The sequence below is a fragment of the Aquirhabdus sp. genome (assembly GCF_046462495.1).
In the GTDB taxonomy this organism is placed as follows: domain Bacteria; phylum Pseudomonadota; class Gammaproteobacteria; order Pseudomonadales; family Moraxellaceae; genus Aquirhabdus.
Genome location: NZ_JBKGVE010000002.1, coordinates 121,045 through 138,621 on the forward strand (window position 1 = coordinate 121,045; position 17,577 = coordinate 138,621).

General features: G+C 42.8%; 17 protein-coding genes. 5 read left to right on the forward strand and 12 right to left on the reverse strand.

Annotated elements, in window-relative coordinates; translation table 11 throughout:
• Positions 1-47: 47 nt before the first annotated feature.
• The 6 genes from ACLHG7_RS00720 to tusA form a co-directional block, all read right to left on the reverse strand.
• Positions 48-1,406 carry a leucine-rich repeat-containing protein kinase family protein gene (locus tag ACLHG7_RS00720; RefSeq protein WP_410209178.1) on the reverse strand — a complete coding sequence of 453 codons (1,359 nt, stop codon included), beginning with the start codon at positions 1,404-1,406 and terminating at the stop codon, positions 48-50.
• A gap of 25 nt (positions 1,407-1,431) precedes the next feature.
• Positions 1,432-1,650 carry a DUF6500 family protein gene (locus ACLHG7_RS00725; RefSeq protein ID WP_410209179.1) on the reverse strand — a complete coding sequence of 73 codons (219 nt, stop codon included), beginning with the start codon at positions 1,648-1,650 and terminating at the stop codon, positions 1,432-1,434.
• Positions 1,651-1,758: 108 nt separating this feature from the next.
• Positions 1,759-2,880 carry a cell division protein ZapE gene (gene zapE, locus ACLHG7_RS00730; protein WP_410209345.1) on the reverse strand — a complete coding sequence of 374 codons (1,122 nt, stop codon included), beginning with the start codon at positions 2,878-2,880 and terminating at the stop codon, positions 1,759-1,761.
• 2 nt (positions 2,881-2,882) lie between these two features.
• Entirely contained in the window at positions 2,883-3,500 is a 618-nt protein-coding gene (locus tag ACLHG7_RS00735; protein ID WP_410209180.1) for an alpha/beta hydrolase, read from the reverse strand.
• Positions 3,501-4,971: 1,471 nt separating this feature from the next.
• Positions 4,972-6,231, reverse strand: a complete 1,260-nt coding sequence (locus ACLHG7_RS00740) for an NADH:flavin oxidoreductase/NADH oxidase family protein (protein ID WP_410209181.1) — start codon at positions 6,229-6,231, stop codon at positions 4,972-4,974.
• A 136-nt stretch (positions 6,232-6,367) separates the two neighbouring features.
• Entirely contained in the window at positions 6,368-6,616 is a 249-nt protein-coding gene (gene tusA, locus ACLHG7_RS00745) for a sulfurtransferase TusA (RefSeq protein WP_410209182.1), read from the reverse strand.
• A 154-nt stretch (positions 6,617-6,770) separates the two neighbouring features.
• Between tusA and ACLHG7_RS00750 the strand changes: the two genes are divergently transcribed.
• Positions 6,771-7,625 carry a transporter associated domain-containing protein gene (locus ACLHG7_RS00750; protein WP_410209183.1) on the forward strand — a complete coding sequence of 285 codons (855 nt, stop codon included), beginning with the start codon at positions 6,771-6,773 and terminating at the stop codon, positions 7,623-7,625.
• A 184-nt stretch (positions 7,626-7,809) separates the two neighbouring features.
• Positions 7,810-9,309 (forward strand): apolipoprotein N-acyltransferase, encoded by a 1,500-nt coding sequence (gene lnt / locus ACLHG7_RS00755; RefSeq protein ID WP_410209346.1) that lies wholly within the window; start codon positions 7,810-7,812, stop codon positions 9,307-9,309.
• 47 nt (positions 9,310-9,356) lie between these two features.
• On the opposite strand, the gene ACLHG7_RS00760 is transcribed toward lnt, so the two are convergent.
• Positions 9,357-10,418 carry a CobW family GTP-binding protein gene (locus ACLHG7_RS00760; RefSeq protein ID WP_410209184.1) on the reverse strand — a complete coding sequence of 354 codons (1,062 nt, stop codon included), beginning with the start codon at positions 10,416-10,418 and terminating at the stop codon, positions 9,357-9,359.
• A 209-nt stretch (positions 10,419-10,627) separates the two neighbouring features.
• Between ACLHG7_RS00760 and ACLHG7_RS00765 the strand changes: the two genes are divergently transcribed.
• Together ACLHG7_RS00765 and ACLHG7_RS00770 are read left to right on the forward strand one after the other, a co-directional pair.
• Positions 10,628-11,350 (forward strand): pirin family protein, encoded by a 723-nt coding sequence (locus ACLHG7_RS00765; RefSeq protein ID WP_410209185.1) that lies wholly within the window; start codon positions 10,628-10,630, stop codon positions 11,348-11,350.
• A gap of 47 nt (positions 11,351-11,397) precedes the next feature.
• Positions 11,398-11,811, forward strand: a complete 414-nt coding sequence (locus ACLHG7_RS00770; RefSeq protein ID WP_410209186.1) for a DoxX family protein — start codon at positions 11,398-11,400, stop codon at positions 11,809-11,811.
• A gap of 61 nt (positions 11,812-11,872) precedes the next feature.
• On the opposite strand, the gene gspG is transcribed toward ACLHG7_RS00770, so the two are convergent.
• The 3 genes from gspG to wrbA form a co-directional block, all read right to left on the reverse strand.
• On the reverse strand, positions 11,873-12,322 hold the full coding sequence (gene gspG / locus ACLHG7_RS00775; RefSeq protein ID WP_410209187.1) for a type II secretion system major pseudopilin GspG: 450 nt from the start codon (positions 12,320-12,322) through the stop codon (positions 11,873-11,875).
• A 76-nt stretch (positions 12,323-12,398) separates the two neighbouring features.
• Positions 12,399-13,610 carry a type II secretion system inner membrane protein GspF gene (gene gspF, locus ACLHG7_RS00780; RefSeq protein WP_410209188.1) on the reverse strand — a complete coding sequence of 404 codons (1,212 nt, stop codon included), beginning with the start codon at positions 13,608-13,610 and terminating at the stop codon, positions 12,399-12,401.
• 164 nt (positions 13,611-13,774) lie between these two features.
• The gene (wrbA, locus tag ACLHG7_RS00785) at positions 13,775-14,380 is read right to left on the reverse strand and encodes an NAD(P)H:quinone oxidoreductase (RefSeq protein WP_410209189.1); all 606 of its coding nucleotides are present in this window, start codon (positions 14,378-14,380) and stop codon (positions 13,775-13,777) included.
• Between the two features lie 248 nt (positions 14,381-14,628).
• Here wrbA and ACLHG7_RS00790 point away from each other — a divergent pair, with 248 nt between their 5' ends.
• On the forward strand, positions 14,629-15,930 hold the full coding sequence (locus ACLHG7_RS00790; RefSeq protein WP_410209347.1) for a YhjD/YihY/BrkB family envelope integrity protein: 1,302 nt from the start codon (positions 14,629-14,631) through the stop codon (positions 15,928-15,930).
• A 75-nt stretch (positions 15,931-16,005) separates the two neighbouring features.
• On the opposite strand, the gene lpxA is transcribed toward ACLHG7_RS00790, so the two are convergent.
• Together lpxA and fabZ are read right to left on the reverse strand one after the other, a co-directional pair.
• A complete protein-coding gene (gene lpxA, locus ACLHG7_RS00795) occupies positions 16,006-16,806 on the reverse strand; it encodes an acyl-ACP--UDP-N-acetylglucosamine O-acyltransferase (RefSeq protein WP_410209348.1) in 801 nt (266 codons plus the stop codon).
• 80 nt (positions 16,807-16,886) lie between these two features.
• Complete coding sequence (gene fabZ / locus ACLHG7_RS00800; RefSeq protein WP_210009114.1) at positions 16,887-17,363, reverse strand: 3-hydroxyacyl-ACP dehydratase FabZ; 477 nt, start codon at positions 17,361-17,363, stop codon at positions 16,887-16,889.
• Positions 17,364-17,577 lie beyond the last annotated feature (214 nt).

The following is a 17,577-nucleotide window of genomic DNA, read 5'->3' on the forward strand; positions in this document are numbered from 1 at the left end:
TCTCATGAATCCGCTTTGCATGTAATCACTGAATCACTTGCAGTGCTTCAATGCTTGCCACGCAAACTGTATTTTATGCGAATGGATTCAATCTTTGCAGTGATTTCATTAAATAAAGGACGTGTCGCGACATTGTGATCAGCGCAGCATCGCTGTAATTCCCACAGCTCCGCAAGAATAGATATGTCTGACGTCTCACAACGTTGAAGTAACTCCTCTAAAAGATAAGCAAAAGCCAAGACCTCGATACGCTGTAATGAATCTTGCGCTTGAGTCTCCATCGCAGTAAAAAATGTTGCGCCACCAAAGTCACCGAGCAAACAATTATGATGATCAAGGGCATGCGCGTTATATAAAATGTTGTGCGCATACAGATCGCCATGCAAAATCCCTTGTGCATGTAAATGAGTCATCGCACTGGCAATACCATATCCTAAATCCAGCATATTAAGTATGCTGAATCGATCATCGGCAGAGTAAACATCCCGTGTACAGGATTCCAAGCTCGGAGGTCCGGCTAGATTTTTAAAAAGAGGATCAATTAAAGGCATGACCAGACCCAGTGCTGAATCTGGATGTCCGGTAATTCTACCCAACGCACAAATAAGATTGGCATGTTGCCCAACCGCTATGCTGGCGGCCATTTCATTTTGTGGTAATCCATCACTGGTTAATTGACCCTTAAAGATTTTAACCGCAACCTCTAAAGGTTCATGTGATGATGGGTCACTTAGTCTTGCTTGATAAATATGCCCTGAGGCACCTTCACCGAGTAGATGTTGGATATGCAAATCATGCCACGCTATATCACGTATTGATGCAAAATCTGATTTCAACTCAGCGCAGGGGTTTCCAGCATAGGCGAGCCATGCGAGTCGCGGTAATGTTAATAACCAATTTGGTAGTGCCGTTAATTGGTTTGAGGAAATACGTAGTAATTGCAGATTTTGACAGGCGGCTAAGGTATCGGGTAAATGCGTCAGTCTGTTGCCAGCAAGCATCAGTTTCTGCATCTTGGAGCACTTGCCGATACTTTCAGGTATCTCTTCAATTTGATTGTCCGTTAAGATCAACCAGCGCAAATCGCTTGGCAATGCTTCTGCCGGGACATGTTGAATTTGATTGCTCTTAAAGCCAATCATGCTCAAACTTTGACACTGACCCAATACCCGAGGAAGCGTTTTAAAGAGATTATTTGAACAGAACAGAATCTTGAGCTTTTTTAGTCGATATAAATCATCAGGTAGCGACGTTAATGCATTACCTGTTAAATTCAGAACCTCCAAAGTTTCCGCATATTCGAAAATTTCAGAAGGGAAAGCAGTCAGTCCACATGAAAGATTAATCCGGCGACAGTTTTGAATATTACGACTTCGAAGTTCTTCTAGAGTATTTATTGTGGGCATAGTGATTTAATCTTTTAAACAAAACTCATTTCATCTCTTCTACCATTTTCTTAATCTTTATCGCTTTCTCAAAATGATCAAGCTGATGCGTCATAATCCACCACTCCGCAGCCTCCATAAGCAATTCTGAATTATCATTCTTATTCGCAAAAAAAGCATAAAACGATAATCCAACGCTCTCTCCCTTCTGCTGGATTTTTTGATTGCAAACAGCAATGATTTTGCGCCTTAACATTTCTCTCATCAGCTTAATTCATCATTCATCTTTAAAAACGTGTTTACTCTTTTACGATTCATTGATCATAAATTTTAATGATTATTCATTATAACTACGGCAGCAAAGCCCATAAATTCAATCCGACTGCCGATGCGCTTCCATTAGATAATCATCAGATTGCATTTCAAGTAACCTTGAGCGAGTCCGTTGAATTTCAAATGCCAACTTCTCACCACTATAGAGTTCGAGAATCGGTTGTTGTGCAGTAACAACCAGCTTTACCCGACGATCATAAAACTCGTCAACCAGATAGATTAAACGTCGTGTTGCGTCTGCAATCTGATCATTGAGTACAGGTACGCTACTCAGCAGAACGGTGTTATACAGCTTTGCCAATTCAATAAAATCTGCGGCACTGCGCGGCTTCATACATAACTCATCAAAGTGACACCAGAGCAAGTCATCAGTTCGCCCTTCTACCTCAACCAATCGGTCATTGATGGTAATGTCTTCTTGCGACACCAAATGGTTCTTTGTTAATGCACAAAAACGCACTGCCATCCAGTTTTCCGCTTCATGGGTTAATGGCGAGCGATAGAGATTCGCTTGCTTAAGCACACGTAGACGATAATCAATCCCCGAATCCACATTCAAGACCGTGCAATTTGCTTGTACAGCGGCAATTGCTGGCAGAAAACGATCACGATGGATGCCATTTTTATACAGACCTTCTGGGGCAATATTGGATGTTGCCACCAACGTGATGCCACGTTTGAATAACATGCCAAATAAATCACCCAAAATCATCGCATCAATAACATTGCTGACAAAGAATTCGTCAAAGCAAATCACGACCGCTTCTTTGTAGATAATATCCGCAACTTTTTCTAGAGGGTCAGTCTGGCCCTGTAGTTGATTCAGCTCACGATGTACACGCTGCATAAAATGATGAAAATGCATGCGCATCTTGCGACGAAATGGCACAGCCTCAAAGAACTGATCCATAAGCCATGTTTTCCCACGACCTACACCGCCCCAGAGGTAAACCCCTTTAGGCGCAGCAGGACGGCGTAAACGGAAGCCTTGGGCCTGTTGATAACGCTGCATCAGTTGCTGATAGAGCTCATCGAGCGCATATACTGCATTGGCTTGTTCATCATCATGTACAAAGGAGCCACTACTCAGTGCTGCTGCATATCGCTCTGAGGGCGTTAAAACATTTGGAGTAGCGTGCGTTGTAGATGGATTTACTGACATATTCATGGAAAACGGCTCTCTAATTGCGATCCAATATCAGGCAAATGCCCATGGAAAAAATGTCCGCTTCCTGCGATGACTGCTAAATCAAAATTACGGTTATTTGCCCAATCGATAATATCTTGAGGTGGAACAACCTCGTCTTCTGCACCAACCATGACAAAGGTATCGTCAGGGAGAACCAAATCACCCATGGGGTAGTTTTTAACTGCGGGCGCTACTAAATAGAGTCTTTGCAAAACAAACTGGTGCGGATTATATTGCATTAATTCGCTAAAACCTGCGGCAGCGATATAACCACCAAAGGAAAACCCCGCAATATATAATTTTCTTGCCGAACTTTGGCCTGCAACCCAATCCAATACAGATAACAAGTCTTCAATTTCACCGATACCTTGTGCGTGTACACCGGTACTTGTCCCAACACCTCTGAAATTAAAAATCACCACAGAGATGCCGCTATTACGGAAAAAACGCGCAAGTGTCGTTACCACTTTATTATCCATAGTCCCACCCATCAGCGGATGAGGGTGACAAATAACTGCGATTGCGTCAGATTCTTGCCAAACTGGGCGAATCTGAAGACTACCTGCATTACCTTGAATAAGTTGGTCTGCCATATTAGCTGATATATACGTTTAAATGTGGCACAAAGCCTATCATTTTTGAGCCCTAAAATGCCAATATCAAATGTCTCAAGACGTTTAGATGTATCATTTGAGTCATCGATATGTAATTAAATCAACACCCTTCCGACTAATTATTAAGCGAAGATATACAGACTCTCTTTGCTTTAATTCGGCTCAAATCTTATATTCGGTATGCACCAAAATTTATCCACATCATGCACAACTGCGCTTTTCATGAACAAACAGTACGCTCTCTGCATTTTATTGATTTTATCAAAACTTGATTTATTTAAGCCATTGTTTTTAATAAAATTTAATGTATGGCTAAATTTTAATCAATTTGATGCCGCACCTTTATATTTGGTGGCTTAGACCTGTCAACCCTATAGTTGTCCACAACACCATCCACAACTTTTGTGGACAACGAGGTAAAGCCTTATAGCAATTGGCTTAGCGAGCCATGACGCTTGAAAAACTAACATACACCGCGAATCATAAATGCTACGAATTAATCAATTGGAAAATATATTTTTTGTTGCCATCTTTAAAAACATTCTGCTTGAGGAGAGCAATTTTGATAAAGAACGTCTTCTAACACGCTAAGATAACCTATGTTGTACTTCTATTAGGCATGGCTAGAAGCTAAAGTGGCACTTGATCACTCTTCTGATTTTGTCTGCCATATTGATACATCAACGGCGCGATTGCTCTATCTGGAACCCCGATTAATTTGTCGACAATATCCTTCAAGTACAGCATACGAAATTGTCAGACAATTATTTCACCTTCAATCAAGACATGCTCAACGGTTGGTTATTTTTGGTGCATACTTAGGTTGAGTTGCATTCGAGTTATGCACATAAATTGCCCACAGGCTCCCTCCATAATCTTTTTATAAGCATAGTGAAAAAACTTGTCATTTTTTATTTATATTTAATTCTTGATTTATATAACTTGTTGTATTATATTGTTATTTTAATAGATCAAAAAATGTACAATTTGTTGCCGCGCCTTACTGAGCGCCCACTTACGCTGTCAATACCATGGTTGCCCACAATGTTATCCACAGCTTTTGTGGACAACTGGCTAAACCCTTGCTACGACACGCAGAGGAAGATTACAGTACGATGAATTTAGAAAAAAAGATTACTTTCTGACCAACAATCGATTATTGAAGTACAGACATAAAGCGGAATTCGTTGTAAGTAAAAATGGACAAACGCTATCTGCTATTTTTTCTTAGAATTTCCGTTTAGCAAAATGATAAAACAAAGTGCATGAAACGAATTGAGATGGTGCGAGAGATAACCTCTCTTAAAAGAACGCAGATGGACTTACTCTTTTTTAAAATTCAGACTTTTCAATATTCAAAAAAACAGCCCATATAAAATGAGCTGATAAAATTTGCGACAATATTTTTTTAATCGAAAGACTTATTCAATCATGCCAATTTATCACGGTTTTAGCTTGCGCGTAATTTTGTGATGATCGGCTTACGTTTTAAAATCATTTCTCGAATACTGCCTTTCATATAACGCAGAAATACGCCAAGTGGTGACAATTTTGGATTCGGCGCTTTACCTTGCCCAATCGCTCTAAACTGAGCCGCGTACCAGATCACCTCCATGATCGCCAATTTATCGATCGGTGCAATTCCCGTTTTAATCGGCTGAGTTGCATATTTCACGTTTGAACCGGCGATCAGACTATCCGTCACATCTGTTTCCACCGCCAATGGACGGGCAATGCCGATTAAATCACAAGCACCTGAAGCCAGTGCCGCATCCATCCCTGCGCGGGTGCGGAAGCCCCCCGTCACCATTAAAACGGTCTTTACTTCCTTACGTACTTTTTCTGCAAACTCTAAGAAATAAGCTTCTCGCTGAATAGTGCTCTCTTTTGCAGGTTGTTTACGTTTAGCGCCAGCCATAGCGGGTGCTTCATAAGTACCCCCTGAAATTTCAATGAAATCTACCCCTAAAGCATCCAATGCTTTAAATACAGCAACAGAATCTTCTTCAGTGAATCCCCCTTTTTGGAAGTCCGCAGAATTCAATTTCACACCAACGACAAAACCTGCACTGGTTTGTTTACGAATTTCTTTAAAACTTTCAAGCAAAAAACGCATACGGTTTTCTAAACTACCGCCCCATTGATCGGTACGATGGTTATGCTTTGGAGATAAAAAAGCACTGACCAGATATCCATGCGCACCGTGGATTTGTACCCCTTGAAAGCCTGCCTTTTCGCAGATCCGTGCTGATTCACCAAAACGACGGATCAGGTCATAAATCTCTGCTTCCGTCAGTTCGCGAGGCACACCAAACAAAGGCGCCATGGCTGGGCCAAAACCGATCGCTGATGGTGCAACGGTTTCACGATTAAGTCCCTTTGGACATTGTTTACCCGGATGTGAGAGCTGCACAATTTGTGCGGTGTTGTATTTTTTTCCCAGACTCGCCCATTCGGTTAAACGTGCTAAATCGCTTTCATCTTCAACGATGGCCACCCCTGGCTCGTTTTTAGCACGATGATCAATCATCACATTGCCAGTGATTGACGAACCCAAGCCGCCCTTACCCCACGTATCATAAAGTTTGATGAGTGCCGGAGTCACTTTTCCATCGGGTGTTGCTAGCGCTTCACTCATTGCACCTTTGATGATTCGATTTTTAAAGATCTGTTTATTGATCTTGAGTGGCTGGCTGATATTGACCGACATGGGGACTCCATCGTGTGCAAGTAAGAATTAAAAACGTGCACCGATTTTACGCTAAAAACTAATTTTGACAATGCCTAATGTCAAAATATTAAATACTCAACACTCTAACCTACTTAATATTAAACCGCCCGACTCATTAACCTTTAATAATTTCAAAGCGATAAATCTCTTTTTCAGTACTATTGGTTGATGTAATTTGCGCTTGACTACGCAGTTCATGTCCGAGATGTATACAGAATTTCGGGATGTCACGCATGCTTGAAGGATCAGTAGACTCGATCACAAGTATTTCACCAGTCGCGATTTTTCGTATCGCGCGATGCAACAGCATCACAGGCTCGGGACAAATTAAGCCTTTGGTATCTAAAAAGTGCGGCGCTGACACGATTAACGCTCTCCTCTAGTCATCACAATGCTAAGCCTAGCAGAAAAATTTTCATCTATTTAAAACAAACCTCACCAAAAGTGATAATGATTCATGTATCTGTCGCCTAGCTTAGGCTATTATGCAGACTGTTTTTTAATTTTAAAGGTTAAATATGAGTGGCGAATCTGGTTCGGCGTGGACGGTGCGCGGGCTTAAACGCTGGCTATCGGCTACGCCGGAAACACGAGATGATTTAGTACGACTACTTGAGGATTCTAGACGTTTTTTAGAACCTGATACGGTTGATATGCTGACAGGTGTATTAGGATTACCCAAAACCCCTGTACGAGAAGTCATGACCCCTAGGCCATCCGTAGTCGGTTTGTTTGAAGATGATGAACTGATGGAAATCCTTCCTGTTTTGATTGAATCCGCACACTCACGCTTCCCGGTATTCTCACGGGATGGACGCGATACCGTTGTAGGCGTCTTGCTGGCAAAAGACCTATTACGCTTTATTCAACCCGGCAACAATGTGTCTTTTGATCTGCATACGCTGCTTCGTCAACCCGTTTTTGTCCCTGAATCAGCGCGTTCAGACCAATTGCTCGGGATGTTAAAGCATACTCAAACGCACATGGCGGTCGTGGTTGATGAGTATGGCGCGACTGCTGGATTGATCACACTGGAAGATTTGCTCGAAGAAATTGTAGGCGAAATCGAAGATGAACATGATGAAATCGATCCGCTTGCAGACTGCATTATTCCCGACCCTGATGTTAAGGAAGCTTGGCTTGTTCAAGCATTGACACCGATTGATCACTTTAATGAAGAGCTGAGCGCTGAACTTGAAGGCGAAGGTGTTGATACCATTGGCGGGTTATTGCTTGAAAAGACCGGTTTAGTCAGTGAGTTAACGGGTGAAACGGTTGAAATCGAGGACTGGGAATTCACAGTATTAGCGGCCGATCGTCGTAGTTTAACCTTGCTGCGTGCACGCCGTGCACCTGCTCTAATAATAGAATAACCGACCCATGAGGAGTATGTGATTAAAAATATACTCCTTTTTAAAAATACAGTTTCAAATTTAAAGCCAACTCATACTCTCATGACAATGGGCAGAGGACAATCTTTTGAGCATAAAGAAAACTGCGAGTGCAACAGCGAACTACACAGCTCATCGCTCTGATCGTCGCAATGCGACATGGTCTTTGAGCAATCTACCTCTTTTCGTAGCTGGTGTAGCCAGTCTTATTGCAGGCGCAATACTTCCTCTTGCCTTTGCTCCTTATAATCTATGGCTCATTGCTTTTATTTCGCCAGCACTGCTGTACTTACTACTCAATCAACGCTCACCTGCACAGGCTTTTCTATTGGGTGAGGTATATGGGTTTGGATTATGGGCAGTCGGGGGATTCTGGCTCTATACCTCAATTCATGAATACGGTGATACCTCAGCCCCTCTTGCACTGCTCATGATTGCGGGTGTAGCACTCGTTATGGGCCTCTTCAATGCAATTGGTGCATGGTTCTATCGGCGTTTTCTGCCCGAATCACCGCTCACCTTTGCTCCGCTTTGGATTGTTATAGAATGGGTTAAAACGTGGTTGTTTACGGGATTTCCATGGCTCTTTGTGGGTTATGCGCTGATTAGTCATGGGTTAGATGGCTATGCCCCTGTTGCTGGCGTATTTGCAGTTTCTGTGATCGTGGTATTCATCGGGTGTGCATTTGCAGAGTTACTCCGTCGTCGCTGGTTCTGGCTAGTCCCTATCATTATATTGATCGCAGTCGGAATTGGTCTCAATCAAATCCGCTGGACCAAACCTAAAGCCTCACCTGTGCTTTCAGTTTCACTAATTCAGGGAAATATTCCCCAAGACCTCAAGTGGTTAACAGAGTATCGTGAGAAGACTTTACAGATTTACGCTCACTTAAGTAAAAGTGAATGGGGACGAGACCTTATCGTATGGCCTGAATCGGCTATTCCCATGTTTCAAAATGAACCAGAAGCCGCCCCATTTATTGAAGAAACGCATGAGATTGCTTTAGCGCATCATTCGGCATGGGTGATGGGCATTCCTTATCTGGATCTCAGCAATCAGACTTCGACATCCACAATCGATCCGCCTTTTTACAATGCCATTGGAGGGCTTGGAGATCATGGGTCAGGTCTTTATAAAAAACAACGCCTCGTGCCTTTTGGAGAATATATTCCTTTTGCAGGCACCCTAGACTGGATACTGCCCAGTTTAAGCAAAACAGGAAGTTTTACTGCAGGTCCTGCTGGACAAGCTCCCCTACATGTTAAAGGTCACGCATTGGCTGCTGCGATTTGCTATGAAGTTGCTTACCCCAATCTCACCCGCCTCAATGCGCAAGACAGTGACTTTTTGGTGACCTTATCGAATGATGCCTGGTTTGGCACATCAGCTGGACCTTTGCAGCACCTGCAAATGGTGCAAATGCGCTCTAAAGAAACAGGTCGTTGGTTTATTCGAGCAACCAATACGGGGGTAAGTGCATTTATTAACGATCAAGGTGAAATCGTTAAACGCACGCCACAATTTAAAACCGCGGTACTACGTGGCAATTTACCAGCCATGACAGGTGAAACACCCTACATGCGTTGGGGCGATCTCCCTATTCTATTGATCAGTGCTTTGCTGATGCTTATTGGACTTTGGACAAAGTTGCGTTATCAACGCTAATCGATTCGATATTAAGCCGCTCCATTGTTGAGCGGCTTACATCCTCTTTATGCAACTAAACAGGCCATCAATGCTTGTTCATATCGCTCCCAATCGACATCTGGCTCTGTAATAATTTCTAAACGGTTATCATCATGCCCCGCGTGACTGGTAAAGCTAATTTTGCCAGGAATCAAGTTGAGTGCCAACCACTCGGACCCCGTCTCTAGCGCATGATTCTGTACATGGATCACACCTTTGATCCTCAGCCACCCCTGCAGAGACAGCAACCATGTTAGTAACTGATCGCGATTGAATAACCACTCTGCGGGTAAACGCCAACCTCCGACAGATTGCGCCAATGCCTGTTCATGATAATGATAAGGTAACGGTGCCTCTTGCTCTTCTAGAGTAGTTGGATCATTGATTATGCTTGCGGTTTTTGGCGGAACAAGATGCAGAAGCGAACGCCGAGTTTGACGATTTGCTCTGCGCGGCAAATCGATGTCAATAATATCTAATTGCCCATGATTAATTTTATAAATAATTGGTGCTATATCGTGTTTTCCTGCAAGATCATCCAGCATTGTTTGCAGTTGAATCTGATCTGCATCAGACATTTGATCATGGTGAGAAATACTCAGTACATCGGCCAGAGCCCATTGGGCTTGATAGGTTTCGTGACCAGTTAGCCGCTCATCGAACAATCGCGTTCCATCAACCACACATACGACTGCACGGAGATCCAAGGCACGGGCCCAATGCGGCTCAGTCAATTGCTCAATCAGTTGTAGTGGATGTCCTAAGCCTGTTGGTTCTATAAATAAACGGGTGGGTTTGGCTTTAGTTAATAACCGTGCTAAGCCAACTTGCATAGGGAGTTGACTGGTACAGCATAAACAGCCACCAGCGACTTCGTAAATGGACACCCCGGCTTCTGCCTCTAAGAGCGCACCATCAAGGCCAATTTGTCCAAACTCATTGACCAATATCGCCCAATTCTCATCCGCAAGCTTTTGTGAAAGCAGATGTTTAAGCAACGTCGTTTTACCCGCGCCAAGAAAGCCAGTAATCACATGCGTGGGAACGCGATCTGCAATCAATGATTGCACCGGGGAAATACTTGCCATGATGATTTAAAACTCCGCAGAAGAAAGTCATTGTAAGCATTTTATAGTTCCAAAGCACCCGATTGATATCGACCTCGGTGAACATAAGGTACATATTATTAAGTTAATCTAATAAGTAATAGTACTTAATCGATATTTAATTCATCAATTAATTCACCTAATATGCTCTCAACGACACGCAAGCCCAGCTTGCACTTTAGGAGCAGATCATGAGTTATGTCATACATAAAAGTGAAAATCGTGGTCAGGCGGATCATGGCTGGCTGAAGGCTAAACACAGCTTTTCGTTCTCAAGTTGGCAAGATCCACGTTATATGGGTGTATCCGCACTTCGTGTGATTAATGAAGACCGTGTAGCCGCGCATCGTGGCTTTGGCATGCACTCACATGACAATATGGAGATTCTGACTTGCGTCTTGTCAGGAAAACTAACCCACAAAGATAGCATGGGCAATATTGGTCATATTGCAGCAGGTGACTGGCAATTAATGAGTGCAGGAACTGGTGTTACGCATAGTGAAATGAATGAGGGCGATATCCCCGTTCATTTATTGCAAATTTGGTTGTTTCCCAACATAAAAAATCCTGAGCCGACCTATCAGGAGCTAGCTCTCAATGTTAAAGAACAACCGAATCAGTGGCATCTGATTGTTGCCCCAACAGAAAATCATCTCACTGACTTTAAAGGCATGGTTATTCGTCAAGATGCTCGAATCTTGTCTACCTTTCTACAAACTGGACATGAATTAGTTTTGGACGCAGAGAAAAAAACCAGTTATGTTCACGTAGTCAGTGGAAATATTCGCATCACCAACGGTACAGAAGAGCAAATCGCTTCTGAAGGTGATGCGATCTATTTTGACAATAGTACGCCGTCCAGCACAGTGATTGCAGATACTGATGCACAGCTCATTTGGTTCGATCTTCCATAACTTTTGATGTCACACGAAGCAATATTTTTTATTTTTGGAGAAGCACAATGTTAAGTCCTAATCAAATTGTAGAACGTGTTTTAAGTAATCCTGCTCTGGCTGGGATCACATCGGTATTGATGCGTGCCATGCTCGCGTTTATGTTCATTGTGTCAGGCTGGGGGAAAATTACCGGTTATGAAGGAACGGCTGCTTATATGGCTGCACAAGGCGTCCCTGGTGCACTGCTTCCGCTCGTGATCCTGACAGAACTGGGTGGTGGAATTGCAATCCTGATTGGTTTTCAAACACGCTTCGTCGCATTTTTATTAGCGGGTTTTACAGTATTGACTGCACTGCTTTTTCACGATGGAAGTGACATGAATAGTCATCTCATGTTTATGAAAAATGTTGCCATCGCAGGTGGTTTCCTATCACTCATGCTCTTTGGTGCCGGTCGCTATAGCGTTGATCGTAAATAAATTTATCAAATAAAAAAACGCCTATTCAATAGGCGTTTTTTTATTTGGGAATGATACAAAATCAATGCTGATAATGCAGATCCGCATCATCACCTTCACCACCATCTTTACCATCCGCACCGAAAGAGTATAGATCGTAAGGGTTGCCATCGTTGCCTGGAGCGAGATATTGTAAGTCATTATCCCATGCATCTTGAGGAACTTTCCCCCCTTCAATATAGGGCTCTCTCCACACTTTGACATTCGCAGGTTTATGGACCAATGCATCCAAACCTTCCTGTGTCGTAGGGAAACGATTGTTATCTAAATAAAATGATTTGAGTGCACCAGCCGTATTCGATAAAGTAATTTTGGTGACTTTCACTTTGGAGCTGGATAATTGGCCAAAAAGTTTGGGGACAACTAATCCACCGAGGATACCCAAAATCACGATCACGACCATCACTTCAATCAATGTAAATCCTGATTGAGACTTACGCTTTATCCCTGTTACGTTACGTTGAATATTCATTTAAAACCTTTATCAATAAGCTTAATAATAAAACGGTGCATCAGTATTTAATTGCTGGATTCAAGCATATCCAGCGCTATTTAACCAGACTATTCATGTTTATAATCGGCATCATGACCGCTAATACAATCATCAAAACAATACCGGCCATAAAAATCAGCATCAATGGCTCAAGTAATGAGAGCAACGTTGAGATCAGCGTACTCACCTCGCGATCCTGCATTGTTGCTGCGCGAGCCAGCATATTTTCCATTTCTCCGGACGTTTCACCACTGCGGATCATTTGGACCATCATCGGTGGGAAAAAACCTGAACGCTCAAGCTGTGTGGCCAAGGCGCCCCCTTCAGTCACCTTTTCGGCAGCTAAAAGAATCGCATCACGAATAATCCAATTACTGGATACCGCCGCACCAATGCGTAATCCATCGACAAGCGGCACACCTGACTGCGATAAAATAGATAGCGTGCTCGCAAACCGTGCTGAATTGATACCACGGCTTAACTTGCCAAATAGCGGCATACGCAGTACAAAGCGATCCAATGCATAGCGCCCTGTTTCGGTACGAATAAAGCGAGTGAATAAATAGCCACCACCAACGATAGCCACGGTCATAAAGGGCCACGCGGCTTTAATAAAGCCACTGGCTCCCATCAACATGCGGGTCAAAAATGGCAATGCTTGATCTGAATGCTCAAACACTTTAACAATGTTAGGAACGACAAAAGTCATTAACCCCATGACTATTGCAAATGACATTAACATCAGCAGGATCGGATAAATTAAAGCCCCCTGGATCTTCTTCTGCATCGCAAAACGATTTTCGGTGTAATCGGCTAATTGATTCAGAATGAGATCCAAATGACCCGACTTCTCCCCTGCAGCAATCGTTGCAATATACAACGCAGGGAAGTTACCCGACATGCGCAGGGACTGCGCCAAGGAATGTCCTTCCATGACCTTAGAACGAACTGACAAAATGAGGCTTTGCACATGCGGCTTATCCCCTTGGCGTGCAACCGCACGTAAGGTTTCCTCAAGGGGAATACCTGCAGCAATCAGTACTGAAAGTTGACGGGTCAAAAGCGCAAGCTCATAAGCACTTAAGCCCCGTTGAAACCACTTCTTACCCATCGCGGCAGTTTTGGTTTCTTCAACTGGCTCGACCTGAACAGGCATCCACGTTTTATCACGTAACTGCTGACGGATCTGACGTGCAGAGTCTCCTTCAAGCACGCCTTTGTGCTGTTTGCCTGTGGCATCAATAGCGGTAAACTGATAAGCAGGCATCACATTGACTCAATTAAAAAATTTAAAGATATAGGATAATCAACTGAATAATTATCAACAGTTTGGTGTGGAATGGGAAGACCCTTTTATAGCACTCCTGTAATCATAAACGCCTCACGTGAGGATATGATGAAAAAGCACTTTAAAAACTCAGGAATATTCGCTTAGCTCACTGTAGTCCCAAGCTGACGAACCAGCAAACCCAAGCGTTTGCCTTGAGCAATACACAGCGTCTTTTCATCATTACTCATCGGCTGATCATGGGCTGTGCCACTGACATGAGAAGCGCCATAAGGCGTACCACCCCGTATAGTCTGTGATAGTGCAACCTCAGAATATGGGATTCCCAGCAAGAGCATGCCGTGATGAAGCAAAGGCACCATCATGGTCAACAAAGTTGTTTCTTGGCCCCCATGCATCGATCCTGAAGCTGTAAACACGCAAGCTGGCTTGCCCTGCAAACTGCCGGACAACCAAATCGTTGCGGTTTGATCCCAAAAATATTTCATCGGCGCCGCCATATTGCCAAAGCGCGTAGGGCTTCCTAACGCCAAACCCGCACAATCCTGCAGGTCCTCTTGAGTCGCATATAAATCCCCGTCCAAAGGAATACTTGGCAGTACTTCACTCGTGACGACAGCAACTTCAGGCACAGTGCGAATCCTAGCTTTCACACCCACATTCTCAAGACCTGCCGCAATTGCTCGCGCCATTTGACGAGTTGTTCCATATTTACTGTAGTACAGCACTAATACATAAGGCTCACTCATAACTCATCCACTCACCAAACCGAATCTCACTCATAATGAACCCAATGTTGTCAATTTATTCATAGAGTTATTACACATTCACTATTAACGCCATACAGTGGCACTGCTTGAGATAGCATCACATGCTTATGCTATCCTGTATTATTCATATTTAATCATGTAATCATTGTTTATTCATATCGCGATAGTTTAGTTATTTTACTCCTGACTTCTAAGCTTAATTCGTTCGATATGATCTAGGTATGCCTATGTATAAAATAATAGAAAAACTGCCATTTTATCAAAGCCAGTGGTTTCAATTCCTCGTGTTTTTGTTGACACGCTATGAGAAAGACAATTGTCGGGATCGTGCTGCCGCATTGACCTATACGACGATGTTGTCATTAATTCCCATGCTAACCGTTTTTGTCGTTGTTTTATCATCTATCCCTGCCTTCGCGCCTGCACTAAATAAAATTCAAGGCACGCTTTACGGTTATTTACTGCCTGAATCCAGTTCAACAATTACACAGTATCTTAATGAATTTTCAGAAAAATCTGCTAATTTGACTATTATTGGTATTATATTCTTATTTGTCACTTCTATTATGATGCTTTCGAGTATCGAAGAAGCTTTTAATAAAATATGGCGTGTGGGTAACCTGCGTGGTGGTGCAATTGGATTGATGCGTTACTGGATGGTGATTTCATTGGGCCCCCTGTTTATGGGGGCAGCCTTTGCGTTGTCATCGGCAATCACGTCTATCGATCTACTAAACAGTAATTTTGCCGGATACTCCATCGACTGGTCAGTCTGGCTAAAATTGACAGCGCTTGCGCTGACATTATTCGCGTTTACATTCATGTATTGGATGATTCCCAACCGTAAAGTTCCTGTTCGTAATGCAGTGCTTGCGGGTATCTTTGCAGGTTTGCTCTTTGTACTTCTTAAAATGGTCTTTGGCTTTTTAATGAAGAACTTTACCAGCTACCAACTTATTTATGGTGCATTTGCCGCTCTTCCCGTCTTTTTATTATGGATATACTTGTCATGGAACATTGTTCTACTCGGCGTTGAGATGAGCTATGCATTAACAATGTTTCGCTATTCAGATCATCTACCTCGCCACCCTCTGCTCTCCATACTTTATATTTTACATCTATTTTACGTAAGCCAAAAAACAGGTTCCGTTGTCACTGAGGCAAACATGATGTCTTTACTAGGGAAAGGTGAGGTTGAAATATGGCCAGAGTTTATCGAACTCTTACAGAAACAAAACTTAGTGAGAAAGACTGATCAAGGCGATTATGTACTCTGCCGTAATTTAGACCAAGTTGATTTCTGGACATTTTATCAAACACTACCCTACCCATTACCACGCCTCGAAGAGCTTGAGAACTGCAACGCACATATGTCGACAGGCGACGAATGGAGCATGCGAATCGTTCCCTATTTGACAGAATCAAATGCTTTTCTGGCGGGTCATCTCAGTATTCCTCTATCTCAGCTCTTTGAGGTAAAATCGTTAAACTCAACAGCATCAATAGAACCCAAAGCGACGACATTGTGAGGAACTGATCAGAACAACAAGCATAAAAAAGGGCAATCCATTCAGCTTTGATTGCCCTTTTTGTTTGAGGATCCATCACCGAGTAATACCACGATCTGAACGGATCAGTGAATCAATCAACAGCTGTACTTCTGGATGCTTAGGCAAAATATCTCGAGTAAGCTCAAGAATCGCCTGCTCTTTGGTCAAACCCTGACGATAAACAACTTTAAATGCTTGTTTTAAAGCAGTAATCGTTTCAGACGGCCAACCACGGCGGCGCATCCCTTCAAAATTCATACCATGCGCTTTCGCAGGATTACCCGAAACCATGACATATGCTGGAACGTCTTTTAGAATAAGACTCGCGCCACCCACCATCGAATATGAGTCCAAGCGACAAAACTGATGAATACCTGAATTACCACCAACAATCACCGTATCACCGATCTTAACATGACCCGCAATGCCAACATTATTCGCAAATACACAATGGCTACCAATGACACAATCATGAGCCACATGCGTATTTACCATCAGGAGATTGTGATTTCCAATTTTAGTTAAGCCTTCATCTTGTGTCGTGCCACGATGAATCGTGCATGACTCACGAATGACATTGTCATCGCCAATCTCAAGCCAAGTTTCTTCACCCTGATATTTCAAATCCTGACAATCTTCACCGATGGTCGCGAATTGAAAAATACGATTACGAGCACCAATGCGCGTCCAACGACTAATGACAACATGAGGACCGATTACGCAACCTGCATCAATTGTAACCTGAGGTCCAACAATACTGTATGGACCAATACTCACGGATGGATCAATTTGCGCAGTCGGATCAATAATTGCAGTCGGATGAATAAAAGGATGGCTTGTTGTGTCAATGCTCATTGTCGTCTTAGCGTGATTAGTCCTACGAACTTGCGTTCGAGTGTGTGGAGCCAAATCGTTTGCCTGACCTGACGCAAGGCTCATTTCACAATCTCCATATATTGTTCAATAACCAAAATTTCCGCACTGGCCGCAAGCTCATCACCAACTCTCGCTTGACATGCAAACTTGTATATTTTTTGTTTTGAAGTCAATATTGTAGCACTTAATGTCAATGTATCACCGGGAACGACGCGGCGCTTGAAACGCAACTTATCGACACCCGCAAATAAATACATATAACCATCAACAGGTCGTTTTCCTTCAGTAATGAAACCCAATATGCCAGAAATCTGAGCCATCGCTTCAAGAATCATAACACCAGGCATAATGGGAGTTTCAGGAAAATGTCCTTGAAAAAACTGTTCATTAATCGTGACATTTTTGATCCCAACAATTGATTTTCCTGCTTCGACGGATAAAACACGATCCACCAACAGGAAAGGATAACGTTGAGGCAAAAACTCCCGAATTTCTTCAATGTGCATCGGAATATTGACTGAAAAAGGTAGACTCATAAAAACAAACTTCTGGGCTATGTCTACTTATTCTGCATGCTATTTAGAACATTTTTGACCTAAAGCGACAAGCTTTGCTGTAAAAAACAGCCTAATAGACTTGAAGCATGAGATATTTAATATTCAACAAACAATATCAGATCAGTAGGACTTGAGTAAAGTTTTTAACAAGTATTTGATATTGCTTTGCTTTTCTATACTTGTTGCTCATCAA